General features: G+C 42.7%; 17 protein-coding genes and 7 tRNA genes. 15 read left to right on the forward strand and 9 right to left on the reverse strand.

Going from position 1 to position 23,443, the window contains the following annotated elements; all coding sequences use genetic code 11:
- Window positions 1-2 precede the first annotated feature (2 nt).
- The 11 genes from pgsA (at window position 3) to nspC (ending at window position 7,666) form a co-directional block, all read left to right on the forward strand.
- Entirely contained in the window at window positions 3-557 is a 555-nt protein-coding gene (gene pgsA / locus QV280_RS05665; protein ID WP_023404931.1) for a CDP-diacylglycerol--glycerol-3-phosphate 3-phosphatidyltransferase, read from the forward strand.
- Window positions 558-863: 306 nt separating this feature from the next.
- Window positions 864-937: transfer RNA gene (locus QV280_RS05670), tRNA-Cys, on the forward strand.
- Between the two features lie 18 nt (window positions 938-955).
- Window positions 956-1,031, forward strand: a tRNA-Gly gene (locus QV280_RS05675).
- A gap of 77 nt (window positions 1,032-1,108) precedes the next feature.
- A tRNA-Leu gene (locus QV280_RS05680) sits at window positions 1,109-1,195 on the forward strand.
- 68 nt (window positions 1,196-1,263) lie between these two features.
- Window positions 1,264-1,337, forward strand: a tRNA-Cys gene (locus QV280_RS05685).
- Window positions 1,338-1,376: 39 nt separating this feature from the next.
- A tRNA-Gly gene (locus QV280_RS05690) sits at window positions 1,377-1,452 on the forward strand.
- Between the two features lie 76 nt (window positions 1,453-1,528).
- A tRNA-Leu gene (locus tag QV280_RS05695) sits at window positions 1,529-1,615 on the forward strand.
- A gap of 66 nt (window positions 1,616-1,681) precedes the next feature.
- Window positions 1,682-1,757: transfer RNA gene (locus QV280_RS05700), tRNA-Gly, on the forward strand.
- Between the two features lie 546 nt (window positions 1,758-2,303).
- Window positions 2,304-5,195 carry a pyridoxal phosphate-dependent class III aminotransferase gene (locus QV280_RS05705; protein WP_152821071.1) on the forward strand — a complete coding sequence of 964 codons (2,892 nt, stop codon included), beginning with the start codon at window positions 2,304-2,306 and terminating at the stop codon, window positions 5,193-5,195.
- A 12-nt stretch (window positions 5,196-5,207) separates the two neighbouring features.
- The gene (locus tag QV280_RS05710) at window positions 5,208-6,455 is read left to right on the forward strand and encodes a carboxynorspermidine synthase (RefSeq protein WP_021713158.1); all 1,248 of its coding nucleotides are present in this window, start codon (window positions 5,208-5,210) and stop codon (window positions 6,453-6,455) included.
- Window positions 6,456-6,535: 80 nt separating this feature from the next.
- A complete protein-coding gene (gene nspC / locus QV280_RS05715; RefSeq protein WP_152821069.1) occupies window positions 6,536-7,666 on the forward strand; it encodes a carboxynorspermidine decarboxylase in 1,131 nt (376 codons plus the stop codon).
- A 107-nt stretch (window positions 7,667-7,773) separates the two neighbouring features.
- On the opposite strand, the gene QV280_RS05720 is transcribed toward nspC, so the two are convergent.
- Window positions 7,774-8,289, reverse strand: coding sequence for a glycine cleavage system protein R (locus QV280_RS05720; RefSeq protein ID WP_023404219.1), 516 nt, complete (start codon window positions 8,287-8,289; stop codon window positions 7,774-7,776).
- 271 nt (window positions 8,290-8,560) lie between these two features.
- Between QV280_RS05720 and fabV the strand changes: the two genes are divergently transcribed.
- Window positions 8,561-9,763: an enoyl-ACP reductase FabV gene (fabV, locus tag QV280_RS05725; protein WP_023404218.1), complete on the forward strand. Its 1,203-nt coding sequence runs from the start codon at window positions 8,561-8,563 to the stop codon at window positions 9,761-9,763.
- 224 nt (window positions 9,764-9,987) lie between these two features.
- Here fabV and QV280_RS05730 read toward each other — a convergent pair whose 3' ends face one another.
- Window positions 9,988-10,251, reverse strand: coding sequence for a GrxA family glutaredoxin (locus QV280_RS05730; protein WP_023404217.1), 264 nt, complete (start codon window positions 10,249-10,251; stop codon window positions 9,988-9,990).
- Window positions 10,252-10,513: 262 nt separating this feature from the next.
- Here QV280_RS05730 and QV280_RS05735 point away from each other — a divergent pair, with 262 nt between their 5' ends.
- The gene (locus QV280_RS05735) at window positions 10,514-11,713 is read left to right on the forward strand and encodes an iron-containing alcohol dehydrogenase (protein ID WP_152821067.1); all 1,200 of its coding nucleotides are present in this window, start codon (window positions 10,514-10,516) and stop codon (window positions 11,711-11,713) included.
- Between the two features lie 143 nt (window positions 11,714-11,856).
- On the opposite strand, the gene QV280_RS05740 is transcribed toward QV280_RS05735, so the two are convergent.
- The 4 genes from QV280_RS05740 to QV280_RS05755 all read right to left on the reverse strand — a co-directional run bounded on the left by QV280_RS05740 (window position 11,857) and on the right by QV280_RS05755 (window position 16,230).
- On the reverse strand, window positions 11,857-12,708 hold the full coding sequence (locus tag QV280_RS05740) for a MurR/RpiR family transcriptional regulator (RefSeq protein WP_023404215.1): 852 nt from the start codon (window positions 12,706-12,708) through the stop codon (window positions 11,857-11,859).
- A 232-nt stretch (window positions 12,709-12,940) separates the two neighbouring features.
- Window positions 12,941-14,590: a pyridoxal-dependent aspartate 1-decarboxylase PanP gene (gene panP / locus QV280_RS05745; RefSeq protein WP_447026268.1), complete on the reverse strand. Its 1,650-nt coding sequence runs from the start codon at window positions 14,588-14,590 to the stop codon at window positions 12,941-12,943.
- A 106-nt stretch (window positions 14,591-14,696) separates the two neighbouring features.
- Complete coding sequence (locus QV280_RS05750) at window positions 14,697-15,212, reverse strand: hypothetical protein (protein ID WP_152821065.1); 516 nt, start codon at window positions 15,210-15,212, stop codon at window positions 14,697-14,699.
- Window positions 15,213-15,324: 112 nt separating this feature from the next.
- Window positions 15,325-16,230 carry a lysine exporter LysO family protein gene (locus QV280_RS05755; protein ID WP_023404212.1) on the reverse strand — a complete coding sequence of 302 codons (906 nt, stop codon included), beginning with the start codon at window positions 16,228-16,230 and terminating at the stop codon, window positions 15,325-15,327.
- Window positions 16,231-16,557: 327 nt separating this feature from the next.
- Here QV280_RS05755 and QV280_RS05760 point away from each other — a divergent pair, with 327 nt between their 5' ends.
- On the forward strand, window positions 16,558-17,178 hold the full coding sequence (locus tag QV280_RS05760; protein WP_152821063.1) for a TfoX/Sxy family DNA transformation protein: 621 nt from the start codon (window positions 16,558-16,560) through the stop codon (window positions 17,176-17,178).
- A 183-nt stretch (window positions 17,179-17,361) separates the two neighbouring features.
- Here the strand turns inward: QV280_RS05760 and QV280_RS05765 are convergent, their stop codons facing one another.
- The 3 genes from QV280_RS05765 to QV280_RS05775 form a co-directional block, all read right to left on the reverse strand.
- Window positions 17,362-18,465, reverse strand: coding sequence for a phosphoribosylaminoimidazolesuccinocarboxamide synthase (locus QV280_RS05765; RefSeq protein ID WP_023404210.1), 1,104 nt, complete (start codon window positions 18,463-18,465; stop codon window positions 17,362-17,364).
- Between the two features lie 138 nt (window positions 18,466-18,603).
- Window positions 18,604-18,978, reverse strand: coding sequence for a hypothetical protein (locus QV280_RS05770; RefSeq protein WP_023404209.1), 375 nt, complete (start codon window positions 18,976-18,978; stop codon window positions 18,604-18,606).
- Window positions 18,979-19,469: 491 nt separating this feature from the next.
- A complete protein-coding gene (locus QV280_RS05775) occupies window positions 19,470-20,153 on the reverse strand; it encodes a DUF2786 domain-containing protein (protein WP_021713171.1) in 684 nt (227 codons plus the stop codon).
- Window positions 20,154-20,343: 190 nt separating this feature from the next.
- On the opposite strand from QV280_RS05775, the gene ydiJ reads away from it, so the two are divergent.
- Window positions 20,344-23,373, forward strand: coding sequence for a D-2-hydroxyglutarate dehydrogenase YdiJ (gene ydiJ / locus QV280_RS05780; protein ID WP_172972820.1), 3,030 nt, complete (start codon window positions 20,344-20,346; stop codon window positions 23,371-23,373).
- Window positions 23,374-23,443: the final 70 nt, after the last annotated feature.

A 23,443-nucleotide genomic window follows, 5' to 3' on the forward strand; every position in this document is an offset into this window, starting at 1 on the left:
AAATGCGATTTACTATCCCGAATATTCTTACCTTGATTCGCCTATTCTTGATCCCAGTGTTTGTCATTGTGTTCTATCTGCCCTTTTCATGGGCGCCTTTTACAGCAGCAATGGTGTTTTGGGTTGCCGGGTTTACCGACTGGCTCGATGGAGTATTGGCGCGTAAGTTAGGGCAGACGTCGCGTTTTGGTGCATTTTTAGATCCTGTTGCGGATAAAGTGATGGTGGCAACGGCGCTATTATTGATTGCCGAGCATTACAATACGATTTGGATTACGGTTCCAGCCATCATAATGATTTCCCGAGAAATCATTATCTCAGCATTAAGAGAGTGGATGGCTGAAATAGGCAAACGTGCTAGTGTTGCCGTGTCGTGGATTGGTAAGGTGAAAACCTTTGCACAAATGTTTGCCTTATGGGTGCTGATTTGGCGTTATGATGATTGGATGATTTGGATTGGTTTCTTATCTTTGTTTATCGCGACCGTGCTTACCCTGTGGTCCATGGTGCAATATTTGAATGCCGCCAAAGACGATTTGCTTCACGCAGACGAATAATTTAAAAATAAAATAACCAGCGAAAGCTGGTTTTTTTATGCCTTCAGCTTTTAGTTGTGCCTATTTTGCATAACCTTGAACATCAAACCAAAACAAACAATGAGTTACTCAAAAATAGCCTGAAGAAAAATAAAGCAATTTAGGCGGATTTTAATCAATTTTTGATACTTATCTAACCATCTCGCCAAGGTTTGTTTGTAAAGCGAGCAAACGAATCATAATTCGAAAAATTTTATTGACTCACAGGGTCGAATCCGTAAAATGCCACCCCGTACCCAAGAGGAATTAACTCTTAAGCAGTACGACGGCGCCTTGGCAGAGTGGCTATGCAGCGGATTGCAAATCCGTGGACCTCGGTTCGATTCCGGGAGGCGCCTCCATTCTCTTAACGAGAATATGCGACACTAGCTCAGTTGGTAGAGCGCAACCTTGCCAAGGTTGAGGTCACGAGTTCGAACCTCGTGTGTCGCTCCAAATTTTACGATATGGCGTTAAGCAATATCAGATGGTGTTTTACTTTTCAGTAATCGGCATCGCAACAAGTTTTGCGTGCCCTGGTGGTGGAATTGGTAGACACAAGGGATTTAAAATCCCTCGGCGTTCGCGCTGTGCCGGTTCAAGTCCGGCCCGGGGCACCATCTATTTAGAGTATGGCCAAGTCGTTCTCTTGATGTAAAAATGAAGCTTAGCTTCAACAAAAGAATATGGCGCCTTGGCAGAGTGGCTATGCAGCGGATTGCAAATCCGTGGACCTCGGTTCGATTCCGGGAGGCGCCTCCATTATTCTTTAGCAAAAACTATTATTTAGAAATAGATAATGCGACACTAGCTCAGTTGGTAGAGCGCAACCTTGCCAAGGTTGAGGTCACGAGTTCGAACCTCGTGTGTCGCTCCAAATTTTACGATATGGCGTAAGCGATATCAGATGGTGTTTTACTTTTCAGTAATCGGCATCGCAACAAGTTTTGCGTGCCCTGGTGGTGGAATTGGTAGACACAAGGGATTTAAAATCCCTCGGCGTTCGCGCTGTGCCGGTTCAAGTCCGGCCCGGGGCACCATCTATTTATAAGTCAGTTACTACTTTAAAGTAACTAGGATTCATAAGAGTCCTGCAAAAGAAAAATGCGACACTAGCTCAGTTGGTAGAGCGCAACCTTGCCAAGGTTGAGGTCACGAGTTCGAACCTCGTGTGTCGCTCCAATATAAGAAAGCCTTAGCAGCAATGCTAAGGCTTTTTTGTTTGTGTCGTTTTGATAGCAAGATGTCAGTTTATGTAAGCGTAAGGGCTGAAATATTGCTAGTGAAACATTTTGAAAACAAATTAAGTGCATATTTTGACTGTTTTGCGTGTTGGGTATTGCTAAATGCCTATTTTCTTGATAAATTCCCGCGCAATCTCAGAGTGCTCTGAGGGACACGCGTAATAACCATCCTGAGCTGATTGTGATATTACGTAGGGTAGGTATCAAACGAACGTCGTTTGATAGATGGGAATAACCATGTCAGTGATGACATAGCGATAGGCAACCCAACATGAATCAATCAAATCTGATAATCAGCTTTAAACTTCCGGCTTACGATATCGTAACTGAGCCTTGATCCGTCAATTCTGACAGTTCACCCCAATGTAATTATATTCTTAATGTCTCTTATTTAGAGAGGCTTGCGTACACTAAATCAATATCACTTTAGATCAGAAATTTTCTCAAGATCTAGGGTAATGATTACTTCAATTTAGGTAAACTTATGAGTTCTGCATTTGAATTTGAAATGTCGGCGGCCAATGCTGCTTTTTCAAGTGATGTTCCTATTGTTGATGGTATTTATGACCTCACACCGGATCAAATGTTAATTGATCAAGCTGAGCACGAATCTGAAGTTCGTTCTTATCCTCGTCGTATTCCTCTTGCCATTAAACGCGCGTATGGCGCACTAGTGGAAGATACACGTGGACAACTGTTTTTAGATTGTTTAGCGGGAGCAGGTACATTAGCACTTGGCTACAATCACCCAGAAATTAACACAGCTCTTAAAGAGCAATTAGAAAGTGGCTTGCCATATCAAACCCTTGATATCACAACTCAAGCTAAAGACACTTTCATTAAACGTGTTAAAGCCTTCTTACCTGAAGAGTTTGCTAGAAATTCAGCCATACAGTTTTGCGGTCCTTCTGGCGCGGACGCGGTAGAAGCAGCTATTAAACTGGCTAAGCAAACCACTGGACGCAACACAGTGTTTGCATTTCGCGGTGCATACCACGGCATGACAAACGGCACTATGGGTATGATGGGTAACCTGAATACAAAAGCGCGTCGCACTGGCTTAATGTCAGACGTACACTTTATGCCATTTCCATACAATCTACGCTGCCCATTTGGCTTAGGCGGAGAAGCGGGCGCAAAAGCCAGCATTCGTTACATTGAGCGTCTGCTTAATGATGATGAAGCGGGCATCATGAAACCGGCGGCAATTTTTGTCGAACCTGTGCAAGGCGAGGGTGGCGTTATTCCTGCTCCTGCTTCTTGGCTACGTGAATTGCGTCGCATTTGTGATGAGCACCAAATTCTATTGGTATTGGATGAAATCCAATGTGGCGTTGGTAAAACCGGTTATCGTTTTGCTTTTGAAGAAGCGGGCATTAACCCTGATATCTTGTGCCTTTCTAAGGCTATTGGCGGCGGCCTGCCAATGTCGTTGTTGGTATTTAAGAAAGAAAACGACACTTGGAATGCCGGTGAGCACACGGGAACATTCCGTGGTAACCAACTGGCAATGGTTACAGGCGCAAAAGCGCTAGAAATCATCGAACGTGATAAGTTGGTTGAGCATGCCGCGACAGCAGGTCAGTACCTACGTGAAGGGCTAGAAGCAATTCAACAGCGGGTTAACTGTATTGCAGAAGTGCGCGGTAAAGGCTTGATGTTAGGCGTTGAAATTGCAAAAGCCAATGGCGAGCGCAACAAATTTGATGAACGCGCCTCTGATGGCGACTTAACCCTAGCGATTCAACGCGCGGCGCTTGAGCGTGGCTTAATTGTTGAAAAGGGCGGTCGTGACGGCAGCGTAATTCGTTTCTTGCCACCTTTGATTATCTCTTACGCACAAATCGATTTTGCCTTGCAAACTCTTGAGCAAGCTATTTTGGCTGCGGGCGGTTCTTACGTTGATCCTGAGCCGACCAACAAGCAGTGGCAAAAACACTTTGTACACACTGGCGCTGAAGGTGCAAATGAATTTGCCAAAGTGATGCACCACACTGTGGATGCAATGAAAACGGTTTTTGAAGCGATTGATAGCCCTTATTCAGGCATGAAACCGCAAGAGTTAGAAGCGAAAATCAACCAAGTTGACCTTAACGGCGGCAATCAAGCGTTAACCGAGGTTGTGGATAATGCTTCGGATTTAGTGGCGAAAAACTCCATTATCGTGCAGCATCCAAACTGTATTGCGCACCTGCATACACCACCGCTGATGCCTTCAATTGCCGCAGAAACCATGATTGCAGCGTTAAACCAATCTATGGATTCTTGGGACCAAGCTTCTGCTGCGACCTATGTTGAGCAAAAAGTAGTGGATTGGCTGTGTGAGCAATATCAAATGGGCGCAAGCTCTGATGGCGTATTTACCAGCGGCGGCACTCAAAGCAATCAAATGGGTTTATTACTCGCACGTGATTGGTTTGCAGATGTGACAAGCAAGCACTCTATACAGAAGCTAGGCAACCCTGATTACGCCGATAAACTGCGCATCATCTGCTCTGATAAATCGCACTTTACAGTACAAAAATCAGCGGCGTGGATGGGACTGGGCGAAAAGTCGGTCATCTGCGTAGACACCTTTGCTGATGGTACTATGGATACCGAAGCACTGGCTGAAACCATCGCTAAAGCAAAACAAGACGGCTTAATGCCATTTGCACTAGTGGCGACGGCGGGTACGACCGATCATGGCGCGATTGATGACATCAATGCGATGGCGAAAATTGCCAGTGATGAAAACCTTTGGCTACATGTCGACAGTGCCTATGGCGGCGCTTTGATTTTGAGCAGTCATAAAGAGCGTCTGCAAGGCATTGAAAAAGCCGATTCAGTATCGGTGGATTTCCACAAGTTGTTTTATCAAACTATTAGCTGTGGTTCATTGCTAGTCAAAGATAAAGCCAACTTTAAGTACTTGCTTCATCATGCCGATTATCTAAACCGTGAACACGATGAGTTGCCAAATCTAGTAGACAAAACCATGGCGACCACTAAACGTTTTGATGCGCTAAAAGTGTATATGACCATGCAAAATGTGGGTCCTAAAGCACTGGGTGAAATGGTTGATCATCTTTTAGAACAAACTCAGCAAGTCGCGAAAATGGTTCAACAACATGAAATGTTTGAACTTCTTGCCACACCCGCGCTTTCAACCGTGCTATTGCGTTGCAAGCATGTGGATGCAGAACGTCTGGATACGCTGAATCAAAAAGTGCGTATTGAAGCCTTAGTTCGCGGCGTGGCGGTATTGGGCGAGACTGTTGTTAATGGGCATAGTGCTCTGAAATTTACCATCTTGAACCCGTGTCTGACTCTGTCAGATTTTGAAACCCTATTAAATAACATTGATAAGCTAGCGGTAGAGCTAGCGGCACAGTAAAGGAAATATAAAATGGCTGTTTTACAAATTGGCGCTGGTGGCGTTGGTTGGGTAGTTGCGCATAAAGCGGCGCAGAACAATGAAGTGCTAGGTGATATTACTATCGCGTCTCGCACTATCGCTAAATGTGACAAAATCATTGAATCGATCAAAGGTAAAAACAACCTTAAAGATCCTACTAAAAAGCTAGAATCACGCGCTGTTGACGCTGACGATGTTGCCGCTTTAGTGGCGCTTATCAATGACGTAAAACCCGATCTTGTGATTAACGCCGGTCCTCCGTGGGTGAACATCACTATCATGGAAGCGTGTCTACAAGCGAAAGTGTCTTATCTAGATACTTCGGTTGCGGTTGACCTATGTTCAGAAGGCCAGCAAGTACCTCAAGCGTACGATTGGCAGTGGGGCTTCCGTGACAAATTTAAGGAAGCGGGCATCACGGGTATTCTTGGCGCAGGTTTTGATCCAGGTGTAGTAAGCATCTTTGCCGCGCACGCGGTAAAACATCTGTTTGATGAAATCGATACTATCGACGTAATGGATGTAAACGCAGGCGATCACGGCAAGAAGTTTGCCACCAACTTTGATCCTGAAACCAACATGCTTGAAATCCAAGGCGATTCTTTCTACTGGGAAAATGGCGAGTGGAAACAAGTTGGCTGTCACGAGCGTATGTTTGAGTTTGATTTCCCGTTAGTGGGCAAGCACAAAGTGTACTCTATGGCGCATGATGAAGTGCGTTCAATGCAAGAGTTCATCCCGGCTAAGCGCATCGAATTTTGGATGGGCTTTGGTGATGCTTACCTAAACTACTTTAACTGTATGCGTGACATCGGTCTGCTTAGCCCAGATCCGCTAACGCTGCACGACGGTACGGTTGTTCAGCCGCTGCATGTACTAAAAGCCATGCTACCCGATCCAACGTCTCTAGCACCGGGTTACACAGGTAAAACTTGTATCGGTACTTGGGTTCGCGGCACTAAAGATGGCAAGCCTCGCGGCGTGTTTATCTACAACAACGCCGATCATGAAGTGGCGTACGAAGATGTTGAACATCAAGCTATCTCATACACCACAGGCGTACCAGCCATTACTGCGGCTCTGCAATATTTCCGTGGCAAATGGGCAGAAGCGGGCGTGTTTAACATGGAACAGCTAGACCCAGATCCGTTCCTAGAAACTATGCCAGAGATTGGTCTAGACTGGCACGTACAAGAGTTGGATCCTGAGCAAGCACCGGACATTCAAATCCTTAAATAGAGTTTGAATCTAGAGTCTAATTTCTAATCTTAAAGCCAGTATTTATACTGGCTTTATTAGCTTAATGAGTGAACGAATTGATGAGCCATTCACAGTTGCAAACCCCTTACTTCATGATTGATGAAGCTAAGCTGATCCAAAACCTTGAAACCGCTAAGAAGCTCAAAGAGCTATCAGGCGTGAAACTGGTTTTAGCGCTTAAATGCTTCTCTACGTGGGGCGTATTCGACATTATTAAACCTTACCTAGATGGCACTACTAGTAGCGGCCCCTACGAGGTTAAGCTTGGTCATGAAACCTTTGGCGGCGAAACCCATGCTTACAGCGTAGGCTATACCGAACAAGACGTTTTAGAGGTAGCTGATATTGCAGATAAACTGATTTTTAATTCGCAAAGTCAGTTAGCGCATTATCGCCATTTAGTTGAGGGCAAAGCCTCGTTAGGATTACGTCTTAATCCGGGCGTGAGCGTAGCAGGACAAGACTTAGCAAACCCAGCACGAAAGTATTCACGTTTAGGCGTACAAGCGGCGCACATCGACGCACAAGTATTTGATGCACTAGATGGCGTGATGTTCCATATGAACTGCGAAAACAAAAGCGCAGACTCATTTGTGACCTTACTGGATTCAATCTCTGAGCAGTTTGGACAATACCTAGATAAAATGCAGTGGGTCAGCTTAGGTGGCGGTGTGTTCTTCACTTGGCCGGGCTATGAGCTTGAAAAACTGGCGGCTGCACTGAAAGCCTTTGCCGAAAAACACGGCGTACAGGTATACCTTGAGCCGGGTGAGGCGATTATCACTAAAACAACCGATTTGGTCGTGACAGTGGTCGATATTGTCGAAAACGAAAAGAAAACCGCTATTGTCGATTCGGCCACCGAAGCGCACCGTTTAGATACCTTAATTTATGATGAACCTGCGTCAATTTTAGAAGCCACTGATGGCGCGCCACATCACTATGTGATTGGCTCGTGCTCATGCTTAGCGGGCGACCAGTTCTGCGAAACACAATTTGCTGAGCCGTTACAGATTGGTCAGCGTCTACATATCTTAGACAGTGCTGGCTATACCATGGTGAAACTGAACTGGTTTAATGGCATTAAGATGCCATCTATTTATTGCCAGCGTAGCAGTGGGGAAGTGGTCAAGCTCAATGAGTTTGGTTATGCTGATTTTAAACGTTCACTCTCTCAGTGGTCCGTTTAAAACGTCTGATAACTGTATGAAATTAAAATAAAAAAAGCTCGCTAAATATAGCGAGCTTTTTGTTTGATACGTATTTCATTTCACTGTAAATACGCTAAATGAGTCACCTAAGCGTTAATGATAACCTTAGTATCTTCGCTTAGTGATTCCAGTTCACGAGTCACATCTTTTAGACCTAACGCCGCTGGCAGTTTAAGTGCTAGTTGCGCGGTGAATAGGCTGGCGCTAATACCGCTACCACCACCTGCAATAAATACACGTTGACAGTCCATATCTAAAATAGTGACGTCTTGTTTATCTAAGATGTGTGTAATTTCGTTAACGATACCTGCTCGGTCATTAGCGTTGACACGTAATGAGAAGATGTCGTTTTCATCGTGCAGTGATGCGTCAGCATCGGCAAATTGGCAAGTGAGATTTTCAGTACTTGAAAATGCATCTTTTACAATTTGTGCGTTTTCTAGTGGTAGGTCGATTTTAATTACACCAGCAACTTGGTGTTCGATAAAGTTAACTTTGCTGAGTAACCATTTGCCGTTGTTCTCGTGCGTGACTGAAGAAAGACGCTTGATAGTCGAAGGCGAAGCTGTGCCGATAAAGTTTACGATAAATGTAGTTTGCATAGAATTTCCCTCTACAGTTTTGATAAGCCTATGGAAATCAGAACTAATTTAATTGATGCTTCTAGTTTAGAAAACAATATTTATACTTGCATGATATCAATCAAACATTTAGTCAGATATCCATTTTATGGTGAGAACTTAGATCTAGATTTTGATTATATTGCTCATAAGTGCTCCAACCACTAACGATTAATGGCAGATCTTCTATAAATAGGGTGAGATTTTGCGAAGAACCTTTTATGCTACGCAAGTTAATTTAAGGAAGTGAATAATGATCATAAAACCTCGAATTCGTGGATTTATCTGTACCACAACACACCCAGTGGGCTGTGAAGCTAACGTAAAAGAACAAATTGCTTATACAAAAGCACAAGGCCCAATTGCTAACGCACCAAAACGTGTATTAGTTGTCGGCTCTTCAAGTGGCTATGGCTTATCTTCTCGTATCGCGGCAGCTTTTGGCGGCGGCGCATCGACTATTGGTGTTTTCTTCGAGAAAGCAGGAACGGAAAAGAAACCTGGCACTGCAGGCTTTTACAATGCCGCAGCGTTTGACAAGCTAGCACATGCTGAAGGCTTATACTCAAAAAGCTTAAATGGCGATGCTTTCTCTAACGAAGCTAAGCAAAAAACCATCGATCTTATCAAACAAGACCTCGGTCAAATTGATATGGTGGTTTACTCACTGGCATCTCCAGTACGTAAAATGCCAGAAACAGGTGAAGTGATTCGTTCTTCACTAAAACCGATTGGTGATACTTACACATCAACGGCAGTAGATACCAATAAAGACCAAATTATCGAAGCAAGCATTGAGCCTGCTACAGAGCAAGAGATTGCAGATACTGTAACGGTAATGGGCGGCGAAGATTGGGAATTGTGGATCAATACTCTTTCTGAAGCCGGCGTATTGGCTGACGGTTGTAAGACAGTTGCCTACAGCTACATTGGTACTGAGCTAACATGGCCAATCTACTGGGACGGCGCATTAGGCCGTGCCAAAATGGATCTAGACCGTGCATCGACAGCACTCAATGAAAAACTGTCTGCAACAGGCGGCACAGCAAACGTAGCAGTACTTAAATCTGTTGTAACGCAAGCAAGCTCGGCGATTCCAGTAATGCCACTGTACATTGCAATGGTATTTAAGAAAATGCGTGAAGAGGGCGTACACGAAGGTTGTATGCAACAAATCTATCGCATGTTTAGCCAACGTCTATATAAAGCAGACGGCAGCGCAGCAGAAGTTGATGAAAGCAATCGCCTTCGTCTTGATGACTGGGAATTGCGTGAAGATATTCAGCAACATTGTCGCGATCTATGGCCTCAAATTACTTCTGAGAACATCAGAGACCTGACTGATTACCAAGAATACAAAGATGAGTTCTTGAGCTTGTTTGGTTTTGGTATCGATGGTGTTGATTACGAAGCGGACGTTGATACGCTTGTTGATTTTGATGTGATTGATATCTAATCCGTAGTCATTCTGTTTTGTAAAACATCTATACAGTTTAAAGCCTCTATAAACAAAAGTTTATAGAGGCTTTTTTATTATGTATTTTTCTGTCGAATAACCAAGCAATCTGACTATGATTGCCATAAATAACAGACAAAAAAATGAAGGCGCTATGGCCTTCATCTTGAATCAATATATTAGGGTGTGTTGCTTGCTAACTTTCAGTGTGAGCAAAAAGTAACTTAAGCGTATAGCCCTAGGTTTTCTTTAGCGTAAGCTTCAAATTCTGTGCAGCCACCAATGTGATCTTGGTCGATGAAGATTTGAGGAACAGTTTCAACAGGCTTACCTACTGTTTTCTCAAGATCGGCTTTAGAAATGCCTTCTGCATGAATATCAACGTAACGGTAATTAAAATCCGTACGGTTTTCCTTTAGCTCTTCTGCAATCTCTTTTGCACGAACACAGTATGGACAAGCAGGGCGACCAAAAATAACGACAAACATAAAACTCTCCTTTTCAATACTAGAACTATGCCTTAAGCGTTTAACGAAATAAAGAAGAAATTGCCTACTAGAGTGATAGGCAAAAACTATCAAACATTCTTGCCATGATAATCGGTAAAAAGAGAAGTTAAACAAAACGCAAATTTGAAAATATTGTAAACTAAATGTAGCGATTTAAATCTTTGATTTCACATGAGATAAGCAGTGGCAATGTAGCCGTCTGTGAATAGCTCGGGATTTAGACTTTAAAAAGGATGTTTGTATGTTTCAGTTTATGACGACGTCACGGATCGTATTTGGGGAAGGGACTCTTCAATCATCCCTTTCCACTCTTAATCAGTTTGGTTATAGCGTTTTGCTGGTGACTGGAAAAGATCTCACTCGCTCTGCCATGATTACTCAGTATTTAAAAAGCCAACTGATGCGCTACCATCACTTTTCTGTTAGCAATGAACCTAATATCGCAATGGTGGAAGAGGCTGCTGTGGTGGCCCGTCGCTTTAAGCCGGATATGGTGGTGGCAATGGGCGGAGGCAGCGTGATTGATATGGGTAAGGCGCTGGCAGCGATGACCACTAACGGAGGCGATCTTTACGATTATGTGGAAGTTGTCGGGCGAAATGTGCCAATTAAGTTTGCTCCGCTACCTATGATAGCCATTCCAACAACAGCAGGTTCGGGCGCTGAAGTGACAAAACATGCGGTACTTAAATCTGGGCAAGATAAGGTCAAAGTCAGCCTAAGATCGCCGGAATTACTGCCAGATGTCGCCATTGTTGATCCTACGCTCACTTATGGTACCGATCTTGCGACTTCAGGTCGTGGGGCTATGGATGCGTTTACACACTTGATGGAAGCTTACGTGTGTGGTGAACCTAATCCACTCACTGATATGATTTGTGAAGAAGGATTACGTCGTCTTTCGCGCTCTATTCTGGCTGCTTGTCGACAAGATAATCCGCGCGCACGGGCAGATTTGTCTTTTGCTGCCATGCTTGGCGGTATGGCAAGCACCAACGCTAAGCTGGGTGCGGCGCATGGTTTAGCTTCGGCATTAGGCGGGAAAATCAACGCGCCGCACAGCGTGATCACCGCAAGGCTAGCACCGTTTGTGATGCATGAAAACATGCGCGTAGCAAAGCAAAGTGGTCGTAATGATGTGTTAGCTCGCTATCGTAAGGTTGCACAATTGGTCACGGGCGATGAAGAAGCGCATCGAGATGATGGGGTTGCTTGGGTCAATAACATGCTGAAACAGTTGGAAGTGCCTACATTGTCTTATTTTGGCGATTGTGATGCGTCATACAATGACATCGCTACTGATGCATTAAAGTCGGTGGCGATTAAAGGTAATCCATTACCGCTGACTCAAGATAGGCTGGTGGAAGTGTTGAGCTCGGTATATACGCAGAGTCATGCGCAAAAATACCGTCAGCAAGATGATCTATCTGAGATGATTTAATCGCTGCATTTTACCTTGATGCATTTTAGCTAGATACAAAAAATGCGCGATTTCGAATGCTTATTGAGCTAGTACAGCTTAAGTATTTGAAATGGCGCATTTATCTGTTTTCGTTGATGTTTAATTCTAGAACAGGTTAAACGTTAAATTTCGCCTTTATCAAAGCGCGACTCACGCAAGGTCTCTTTTACGCGTTTTAAGTTGTCTCTAAAGCCACTACCACGGCGTAAGGTAAATCCTGTTGCTAACACATCAATGATGGTCATTTGTACCACACGGCTCGCCATTGGCATATACACGTCGGTATCCTCAGACACATCAAGAGTAATGGTAAGCGAGACTGCTTTATCAAGAGGGGAATTCTTAGCCGTAATTGCGATGACCGTTGCGCCGTTATCACGAGCAAGATGGGCAATTTCAATCAGGCTTTTAGTACGTCCTGTGTGAGAAATTAACACTACTACATCGTTGTCTGTGCTATTGATGCAGCTCATGCGTTGCATGACCGGATCATCAAAGCGCGTAATCGGAATATTAAAGCGAATAAACTTATTTTGCGCGTCTTTAGCCACGGCAGAAGAGGCACCTTGCCCGAAAAATGAGATGCGTTTGGCTTGAGTCAGCAAATCGACAGCACGATTAATTTGTTGTGCGTCTAAGCTACTTTTTGCCACATCTAAGCAAGCCATGGTCGATTCAAAGATTTTATGAGTGTACGCATCCGGTCCGTCTGTTTCTTCAACATTACGGCTTACGTAGGGCGTACCATTGGCTAAGCTCTGCGCTAAGTGCAATTTAAAGTCGGGAAAACCTTTAGTATCTAAGCGACGGCAAAAACGGTTTACGGTTGGCTCACTGACATCGGCAAGTTTCGCAAGTGTTGCGATACTTGAGTGAATAGCTGTCTGCGGATTCGCCATGATAACCTCAGCAACCTTCCTTTCGGACTTGCTGAAGTTGTCTAAATTTTTTTGTACTTTTTCTAAAGTATTCATGAAGTTGGCTTATCGGATAATTTGAATACGTGACTCAATAGTGAGACTGACGAGCGTGAAAACGAATAAAATCAGTATATACCGTTCTGTAGTCGTGTTGTAACAAAACAGAAACTTAATGACAAGTAATGCGTAATAATATGACAGGCTTCAAAGTTGAAGCAGTCAGTTAGCTTCTTTTAGGTACTAGATCGCATCAATTTAGCCAAAATGGCATACATGAGAAAATAAATTACAGTCCTGACTCAATAGCATCAACAACTGTGTTGATCTGTTTAGTGAGCGATGGAGCCGCTTTTGCTATTTCACGTTGTTCGTTAAGGATGTTATGCAGTATCTCTTTGGTAGTAAGAGGGTTTGCTAACACAACTCGGAAAACAATGGTCGTCATCTTGTCCCACTTCTTAGGCGTAAGGGTAGTACGAGATACGAACGATAACCCGTTTTCACGTTGATATTTTTGAATAAACTGGGTTAATCCATTGATCAATTCGTTGAGTTTGTGTTTTTTCTTACCTGTAGCCTTGTGTAGCGCAGCTTTAACGTGTGGTGGTATGTAGCGATAGGTGAGTAGACACAGTTCAGGTTCTGTAACGAGCTCAAAATCAGATTGCTGGCTTATTAAATCCGCAAAGTAGCGAGCTTTATCTAAGCTGGCATTGATCAGTAACTCGTAACCTGGTCGGCTGATAATATGCATGCTTGAGTAAAGAAGCATTGCCATGCCAGAGCGAGAACCCTCTAGAGCATGACTGCCGAGATCTTTTGAACCTTTACGCAAAATATAGGCAGCATGATGTTCAATGCTGGCCATGGAGTGTGGGTCTTTAAATAGAACCATTCCCGCACCCATAGGGATATACAGTTGCTTATGCGCATCAATAGTGACTGAGTCGGCCAGTTCAATACCCGCAAGTAAATCTCTGTGCTTATTGGACATCAGTGTTGCGCCGCCCCAAGCCGCATCTACGTGGAAGTGGCATTGGTGCTTTTGACAAATAGCGGCAATCTCGGCCAATGGATCGATATTACCGGTTTCGGTGGTGCCTGCGATGCCCACTACAGCGATAGTCTTGATTTTATTTTCTTCAAGTTCGTTGAGCTTAGCTTCTAAATCAGTCAAGCACACTTTATTGTGGTCATCGGTTTTAACGGGTACTAGGCTTTCACGACCAATACCCAGTACATCCGCCGCTTTTTTCAGTGAATAATGTCCACGTTCGGATACCACAATGGCGACGCCTTCGTAGTCGTAATGTTTCAGCGCTTTAAAGATGCCTTGCTGTTCGATACCACGGAATTCACCATCGGCAGGAAAGGCATTATTACGCGCCACCCATAAGGCTGTGATATTGGCGATAGTGCCGCCAGAACAAAATGCGCCTAAAGAGTGCTGTGCGCTATGCATCCAACGACTGTAAAACGCGTCATCTTGCGCGTATATAAGGTTATGTAACATCCCTAACACTTGGCGCTCTAATGGCGTAAAGGCCTTAGAGGTTTCAATTTTTACCAAGTTTTGATTGAGCGCTATCATAATTTTCGATAACGGCATCAAGTAATAGGGCAGTGCAGACGTCATGTGGCCGATAAAGCTTGGCGATGAGGTATGAACAGAGTGCGATACTAATGTATCAAGCAGGTGCTGGGTATGGTCAGAAACAAAAGTGGGTGTTTCTGGCAAAATGGATTGTCGAAAATCCTTTTCGATTTCACGAAGAGGCTTTTCTTCCGCAACGATATGTTCTTTTAGGAATTGATTCAGGTTTCCAGACAGGCTCTCCTCAATTTGAGTGAGCGTCGATTCTGGGCCCTCAGGAACAGTAAATATTCTGAGTAAGCTTTCGAAATTAACTTGTGCTGTTTTGTCCTGTGAAACCATATAACATGAATTTGTATTGCGGAAATTGCGAGACAATGTAATAAATTAATCGCTCAAAGTCTCGCATTATTTTTCATGTACTGATTTTATGGTTAAGAGTAAGGCGTCAATGTGAGTTGCAATTCATAGCAACTACGTCCTCAATAGAATGGTTATAGCGATTTAATGCATGCTCGATTTTATTGGGATGACTGAGTAAATCAGCCAGTGCCGAGCGAAACTCATAATTTTGCGGGTGAGATTGCGCTTGTCGATATTGGAAACTTTGTTTAGCTAACTGGCCTAACTTATCATCACGATTAGACAGTGCTTTAATATCACTTTGAGTCAGTTGCAGCCAAGATTCGACGTCTGATTCAGTGGAGACTTTGTTAGGCTCAGACTTTAAAAAGGTATGTACGGCTTCACGATTGAGTTCAAAGTGTTTTGTTCGACCGTCTACAAACCAATCACTGACTTCTTTGAGTTGCGGGTTGTCAGTGCTCGTAATAGTAGCAAGGTCTTGATACCAAGTAATTGAGGCATCAATATAAGTATCGTATTTTGTGATTTGGCACTCTGTGTTTGCAGCAAAGGCAAAAGCAGGTATAGCTGACATTAGTAAAACCAGCGTTTTGTTCATCGAATAATTCCCTGAGTTGATAGACTCTACGACAGTAGTCAAAGTAATTTAACAAAACTTATATTAATTACCTAAGTGTTCGATGATTGAATGTGAGCAAGCCCGCCAAATATTACATTCCCAATCCAGCAAAGCTAAGGATAAGAACAGGGACCAGTAGACTTAAGATAAAACCACTGACAATCGCCACAGGAACGCAACGTATACCACCTGTTTGTTGAATGATGGGTAATGTAAAGTCCATTGCGGTAGCGCCAGCGTAGCCAATAGCGGTACAAGGACGGCTTTTTATTAATAGCGGGATAAAGATAAGCGCCATTAATTCGCGAAGTAACTCTACTATCAGTGAGGCACTGCCGTACAAGGGGCCATAACTCTCTGTGATTAAAATGCCACTTAATGAATACCAGCCAAAGCCTGATGCCATTGCCAATCCTTGGCTTATAGGAAGGCCAAGTAGTAGCGCTGAAACAATACCGCCTAGCCAAGAGGTGATAATCACGACACCTGCGATAATCAAGCCATGTTTGTTGATGATGATCTCACGAAGTGTCAGGCCGCTATTTCTAAGTTGTATGCCGATTAAAAATAACAATCCGAATAACGTCCACTCACTCGCCGTATGCACCCAACTCCAATATCCGGGCAGTAATAAACCAATGCCAACACCAAGGGCTACAACAAACACCAATCGAACGGATTCGGATGCCATTTCTAATAACGGCAGTTTGTTTTTCCTGCCTTCTACTTGTAGTGGAAATTTAATGTCAACTAAAGGTAAAGCCAGTACGTTAAATATGCCCATGCTAATAAAAAAGCAAGTTGCCACTATGATGATCTGTTTTAGATTACCGCCTAAGTTTTCCATTCCCGCAATACTTAGACCCATTAAAAATAGAATGAATAAAACGGTGTAAGAGCAGATCTTGTTGATCTTACTTAAAATATGCGGTGTTTTAATTGAGATGAAGTATCCCACAATGAGTGGAATAAAAATGAATAATAACCCTAGTAACATGTTTGTTTAGATACTTTCCGGTGCAATTTAAGGAAGAATACACAGCACAATATGCTGTTATCTTTAGAAGATTCATCAGCTTACACTAATCCAATTCAACTGAAAATTATTAGAGTCCTTTTGCGTGCTGTAGTTAGCTAATTCACGCATAAATCACACTTTCTTTTCGATATATATCGCAAGTTCTCATACTTTTTGTAATTTCAATACTACTTATCGTACATAGACAACAGAATGCTTGACTGTAAAGCTTATTGAGTACACGACGGAGTGAGGTATGTAGGCTCTGAAATAAGATGGATAATGACTCAAGTGGAGACGATGATTATGGCTAGAAATGGAATTGCTGCTGTGATTGACAACATTCAACGTTTTGATGGATTAAACTCTCGTTCAATGTTTGGTGGCACGGGATATTTTATTGATGATGCCATGTTTTTATTGGTTCATGAAGGAAGGGCATACTTGCGCGGTGGTCCCGATTTAACCGATAAACTGATCGCTTTAGGCTGTAAACAGTTTAAGTTCCAAAAACGAATCGGCTGCGCTAGAGTTCAATATTACAACATTATGGATCTGTATTTTTCCGATCCGATTCAAACGCATTCTTTGTTTATTCAATCCATAGAAAATGCCAAAGTTGACAAAGACAGATGCCAACATTGTGATGAGCGCATTCGTGACTTACCCAACTTGCAACTGAGTATCGAAAGAATGTTAGCCAGAATAGACATTCAAGATGTCAGTGGATTGAGAACTATTGGCTCTAGCGAGTCGTTTCGTCGCCTGCAATCTATCTATGGTTTAGACCTAAACATTAATTTGTTGTGGAAATTAGAAGGTGCGATTCAAGGTGTGCATTTTTCTTTATTAGGCAATGCAATCAAAAATGATTTGCTAGGTAAAATATCGGTGAATGAAGTGGGTAGGGCATCACGTTTAAATTAAGTGCTTAGAATGATTGAATGAATAAAATAAAAGAAGCCGTCACTGTGGGTGACGGCTTCATGCTGTATGGCATTGCAACAGATAATGTTTATCGGTAAATTTAGTGCGCTTGATTGCGTACTTTGCTTTACCTACTCTGCTTTAGCCTACTTTCCTGAGTACTGTTAGTTTAGCGCACTTGGTTTAGTCAACTAGCGCGTAGTCTCTTGCCAATATTTCAACGATTTCGGCTTTAGGGTTCGCGCTTAGCTCAATTTTATTGCCAGTGATTTTCTCTGCAATACTGGTATAAGTTTCTGAAAGCTCCATCATTGCTGATAACGGCAGTTCATTATCGGTTGCTAAAGCGTTACGCTCTGTCATGCGATCTTTGTTAAGTAAGATATCAGGATCAGGGAAGTGGTTTAACAAGAACTGACGGAAGCCTTCTTTCGAGTTTTCGACAATAACACCATCATTGTAAGCGTCTTTATCCCAAATACGTGAAGAATCAGGTGTGCCTACTTCGTCCATATAAATGAGCTTTTCATTGCCTTTACTGTCAGTGACATAACCAAATTCAAATTTGGTGTCGACAAAGATCTGTCCAATTTTTGAAAGAGCGTTATCAATAACGTTAAAGCCTTCTTTCAGCAACACTTCGTAGCGATCGACATCTTGTGGCGCTTGGAAATTAAATGATGCGTAGTTATTGATCAGATCTTGGCGAGTAATATTCACATCGTCCACTTCAGGAACGTTAGGAATACCTTTTAAAATGCCTTTGGTGGAAGGAGTAATTAATAGATCGTCAAGTAATCCGTCTTTGATTAAGCCTTCAGGCAAGTCGATACCACAGAACGAACGCTCACCTTTTGAATAAGCACGCCACATTGAGCCTGTAATGTATTTACGGCAGATAGCTTCAACCATCACAGGTTTCGCTTTTTGCACGATCCACACTAGAGGGTGGGGAATATCAAGAATATGACTGTCTGCTAAACCATTATCTTTAAACAGTTTAAACCAATGATTAGAGATGGCGTTAAGCGCTGCTCCTTTGCCGGGAACCCCTTTTAGGTTTTGTTCACCGTGCCAGATACAATCAAATGCAGAGATGCGATCACTAATTACCATGATGGCTAAAGGAGCATCTTCGGAAACATCGTAGTTTTTTTCTTTGATTAAGCGGCGACTGTCTTCTTCAGTAAGCCAGTACACAGAGCGCACTTTACCACTGTGTACAGGTTTATCGGTGCGAATAGGCAAGTCATCGTTAACGTCTAATACTTGGTCAGCAAGATTCATAATTTATACCTAATAGGGTAAATACTGCTGAGAATAATACACAGATCATTTTCACTATTCCAATAGAAAAGCAAACGATTGCGCCTCGTCAATTTGACTTCGCTATTTTTACGCTCTGTATCTTAATAAATTGTTAATTTAATGAAGATATTGAGTGTTTGATGTTGAGAAAAAGACTTCACATCCGTGTTGCATAGCTAACTGCTGTAATTGTTTACGAGCAAAACTATCAATATCGCCACTGGCTACAATGGCACTGGCGTTGCCTAAAGTGATGGCTTTTGTCACCACTTCAATTTCGCTGCTCTTTATTGAAGGCCTTAGCTGAATGATTTTCTCACAATCGACACGGTATGATTGAAGATCTTTTAAGTCTGGAAGATGGGTTTGTGCGGTGAATAAAATCCATTTGTGAGCCGATGAAGCTTTAGCCAAACGTTCTAAGCTAGATGCTTGAAAAGAACGAGGTGAAAGATTTAAAGCGCTGCTATTATTCATTGGTTGAAAGTGCATTTACTGTATCTCCATACATACTGTATAGATAAACAGTAATACCTGTTCGGTTAAAGATCAAGCTTAGATAATGAAATTTTGGCAAAAAAAAACCCAACACTAAGTTGGGTTTGTTGTTTTCTCGAGGTCTCTATGCGTGTTGACGTTTCAACATTTCTTTTTGTGGTGTGACACTTTCTTCATGGTTATAGCGCTTGATATCCAGTAGCGCAGTTTGTTTGCATGAGTCGCAACAACAGTTAACGTACCCGTCCATGTAAGTCAATTTTTCAACGAAAGCTAATTTTTTACACCAATCGCAATGTGAGAAAGTTTTTTTCATACTAATAACTACTCCATAAGTATTTGCTTTTGATACGACCTTTTATTCGAGACAGGCCAGTATCGATGGTTCGATCCTCGCCGAAAGGTTAAGATATATAATATTACACCATTGTGAATAAACTGTTGCATATTTGTTCTTATCAAGCGTTATTAAGGGAGAAATACGATTATTTCAGCAGTTTTTTGGCTTGAGCCCCTTCAACAGGTCGGCTGACAGATAAAGTTCGACCTTTTTTCAAGCCAACTTCGTAATCCGCGGTAAGGTTTTTCATCGCTTCTTGAAGTTGCTTTTTAAAGGTTTCCCTATCTATATTTTCAAATTCTTTATCAATATAATTCTTAATTTTCTTATCGGATTCGTCATCTGGAGCAATGAGCGGTAATTTTTCCAGTGCTCCTTCAATCCAACCCGATAGAAACGAGTTAACTCGTTTGGTGACTTCGGATGAGGGTGTACCTGAACCGGCAAAGCTATTTCTAAACTTACCTGTGTGTTCATTCATTTCTCGATACACAACATCAAACGCAAACGCGGCAAAAATGGCACGATCGGCTTCACCGATAAATTCTACGCGTTTTAACCCTTTATGATTTAGCAATACCGCTTCTACACCAAATTTGGTATTAATGCCACGTATAACTCGTAAAATATTATTACCGACATTGCTAGGTAAAAGGTGAGAAGATTGAGTTTTCCCCATTTTGATAAACTCAATATCATCTTTTTCAAGACCATACTTGAGCATAAGGTTGTGTGCCATTTTAATGGCGTTTGCAGCCTCGTTGACGTTGGCTGAATTACCTAATTCAAGGCATTTTGCTATTTTTTTCAACGCTTTTTGCTTGTTCATACGTTCTCGGCATCACCAAAAGGGGGACACATTTTACTCCTTTTTCGCTCACTCTTAAAGAGTAAATGAATAGCATTCTCTATGATGGTTTTGATCATTTCTTAAATCATGTAAAGTGTTAGAAAATAAACGACTTAAATTATTCATGCCTAAGACGATGGAGTAGCGCATGATGACTGCAGGAAGCATTATGTTACCAAGACTCAGCCAAACCCCTTCAAGCAATGCAACCGTTGATAGCTACCTTAAGCAACTTGTACAACGAGGCTTTCAAGGTGAGATTGAAACCCAATACGCCAGTCGATTAGCGGTAGCAACCGATAACAGTGTTTATCAGCAATTACCGCAAGCGGTAGTGCATCCAAAAACACAGCTTGATATTGAACTGTTAACTGAAATTGGCCACCAAAGTGAATTCCATTCTGTTCGTTTTTCTCCAAGAGGTGGCGGCACCGGCACCAATGGACAATCTTTGACTGAACATATTGTGGTCGATCTGTCTCGTCATTTAAATAAATTGGTGGAATTGAACCTTGAAGAAGGTTGGGTGATTGTCGAAACCGGAATGGTTAAAGATAAACTCAATGATTTAATTCGAGAACACGGTTATTTCTTTTCCCCAGAGCTCTCAACCAGTAATAGGGCGACAATTGGTGGCATGATCAACACCGATGCTTCCGGGCAAGGTTCACTGCGTTATGGTAAAACCTCTGATCATGTATTGGGGTTAACCTCTGTATTAGCCGATGGTTCAGTATTAGATACTGAACAATGGCAACAGGTGAAAGCCAATAGCTTTGCGGCAAATGCAGTAGCTGAAACACAAAGAATTTGTCGTGAACATCGTCAAGCTATAGAAGCGCGCTTTCCTCCTTTAAACCGCTTTCTTACCGGCTACGATTTAAAAAATGCTCTGATTGACGATCAATTTTTACCAGAGCGAGTGCTGTGTGGCTCTGAAGGTTCATTGGGCTTTATTACTCGCGCCAAATTGAATCTCACCAAAATCCCTAAATCTCGCGTATTAGTTAACGTCAAATACGACAGTTTTGATTCGGCGCTTCGCTCTGCACCTATGATGGTAGAGGCGAATGCATTGTCAGTTGAAACCATTGACTCCATCGTACTCAATCTTGCCAAGCAAGACATCGTATGGCACACCGTCAGTGATTTGTTAACCGAAGTCCCCGGCCAAGAAATGCTCGGCGTTAATATCGTTGAGTATGCAGGCTATGATTCCGAAGAAATTGATGCACAAGTGAACGCGTTATTGCTGCGTTTAGATGAAATGATGGCATCGAAAAAAGGCGGCATCATCGGCTATCAAATCTGCGATGATCTTGCCAGTATTGGCAAAATATACGGCATGCGTAAAAAAGCGGTAGGTTTACTAGGCGCCACCAAAGGTGCAGCTAAGCCGGTAGCTTTTGCTGAAGACACTTGTGTACCGCCTGAAAATCTCGCCGATTTTATTGCTGAGTTTAGAGCTTTGTTAGATGGGCATAATCTTCGTTACGGCATGTTTGGTCACGTTGATGCGGGTGTACTGCACGTTCGACCCTCGTTGGATATGTGCGATCCTAAGCAAGAAGCGTTGATGCATCAGATTTCTGATCAAGTTGTGGCCTTGGTCTCTAAATATGGCGGCTTGATGTGGGGCGAGCATGGCAAAGGTTTTCGCTCTGAATACGGCCCAGAATTTTTCGGTGAGCATCTTTTTGAACAGTTGCGCCGAGTGAAAGGGGCGTTTGATCCTTTAAATAAGATGAACCCAGGCAAAATTTGTACTCCATTGGGTTCAAGTGACGAATTAGTCAAAGTCAATGGGGTGAAACGTGCACACTTTGACCGTCAAATTCCCGTCAATGTACGTGACAGCTTTAATGGTGCTATGGAGTGTAACGGTAACGGTTTATGTTTTAACTATGACGTTGCGTCACCTATGTGTCCCTCTATGAAGATCTTAGCCGACCGTCGACATTCACCAAAAGGTCGTGCAGGAATTGTCAGAGAGTGGTTGCGCCAGTTATCTGAACAAGGCGTTGATATCCTTGATTTAGAAAGTAAAGCACTGAAAGGTTCGTTGTCGCTAAAGAATATGCTTGATAGAGTCATGAATCGAGTTAATCGTCGTCATCATTACGATTTTTCTCATGAAGTGTATGAGGCGATGCAAGGCTGTCTTGCGTGTAAAGCGTGTGCAACGCAGTGTCCGATTAAAGTCGATGTGCCTAATTTTAGAGCGCGTTTCTTAAATCTTTACCACATGCGTTATCAAAGACCACTAAAAGATTACTTTGTCGCCAACATTGAATCTTTGCTACCTTTGATGGCCATTTCACCAAAATTGGTTAACACGGTACTTAATACCGGTTGGGTACAATCTTTGGTGGCTTCTAGCATTGGTTATGTAGATGCGCCGTTACTGTCGTCACCAACGTTAAAGCAACGTCTGAAGAGTCAGCATGTTTCTAAATACGATTATCAAAAATTATCTCAGCTGAGTGATGAACAAAAACAAAAACATGTGATAGTGGTACAAGACCCATTTACCAGTTATTACGATGCGCAAGTGGTGGATGACTTTGTGTCATTGATCATCAAGCTTGGTTTCACCCCAATCATGTTGCCATTTCAACCTAATGGTAAAGCGCAACACATCAAAGGTTTTTTGAAGCAATTTACCAGCACAGCAGAGAGTACCTCTCAATTTTTAGCGGATGCCGCCAAGCTTAAAATGCCGATGGTCGGTGTCGATCCTGCTCTGGTGCTTTGTTATCGTGATGAATATAGAGAAATACTGAAGAAAAATTGTCCAGACTTTAGCGTGCAGACAGTGCATGAGTGGTTATTGCCACTGCTAACCACATTGCCAGAAATAGAGAGTAAGCAGCAACCGGCTTGGTATTTGCTAGCGCACTGCACTGAAAAAACCATGTTGCCTAATGCAGAGAAAGAGTGGGGAGCTATCTTTAGCCACTTTGGTGCGTCACTTAATTCTGTGCCAGTGGGTTGTTGTGGTATGGCGGGCACCTTTGGGCATGAAGCGGATAAACTGCAATGGTCAAAAGATATCTATGATTTAAGTTGGCGACCAAGCCTAGATAAGTTGCCGAAAGAGCGTTGCTTGGTGACCGGTTATTCATGCAGAAGCCAAGTGAAACGTCTACAAAGCGTAGCGGCTAAACACCCATTGCAGGCGCTGCTTGAGATAGTGTGATTTTTGTAAAATGCGCCCATTAAAAAGGGGTCAGGTTTTGAAATGCAAATTTCAAGACCTGACCCCTTTT

The sequence above is a fragment of the Vibrio sp. B1Z05 genome (assembly GCF_052955985.1).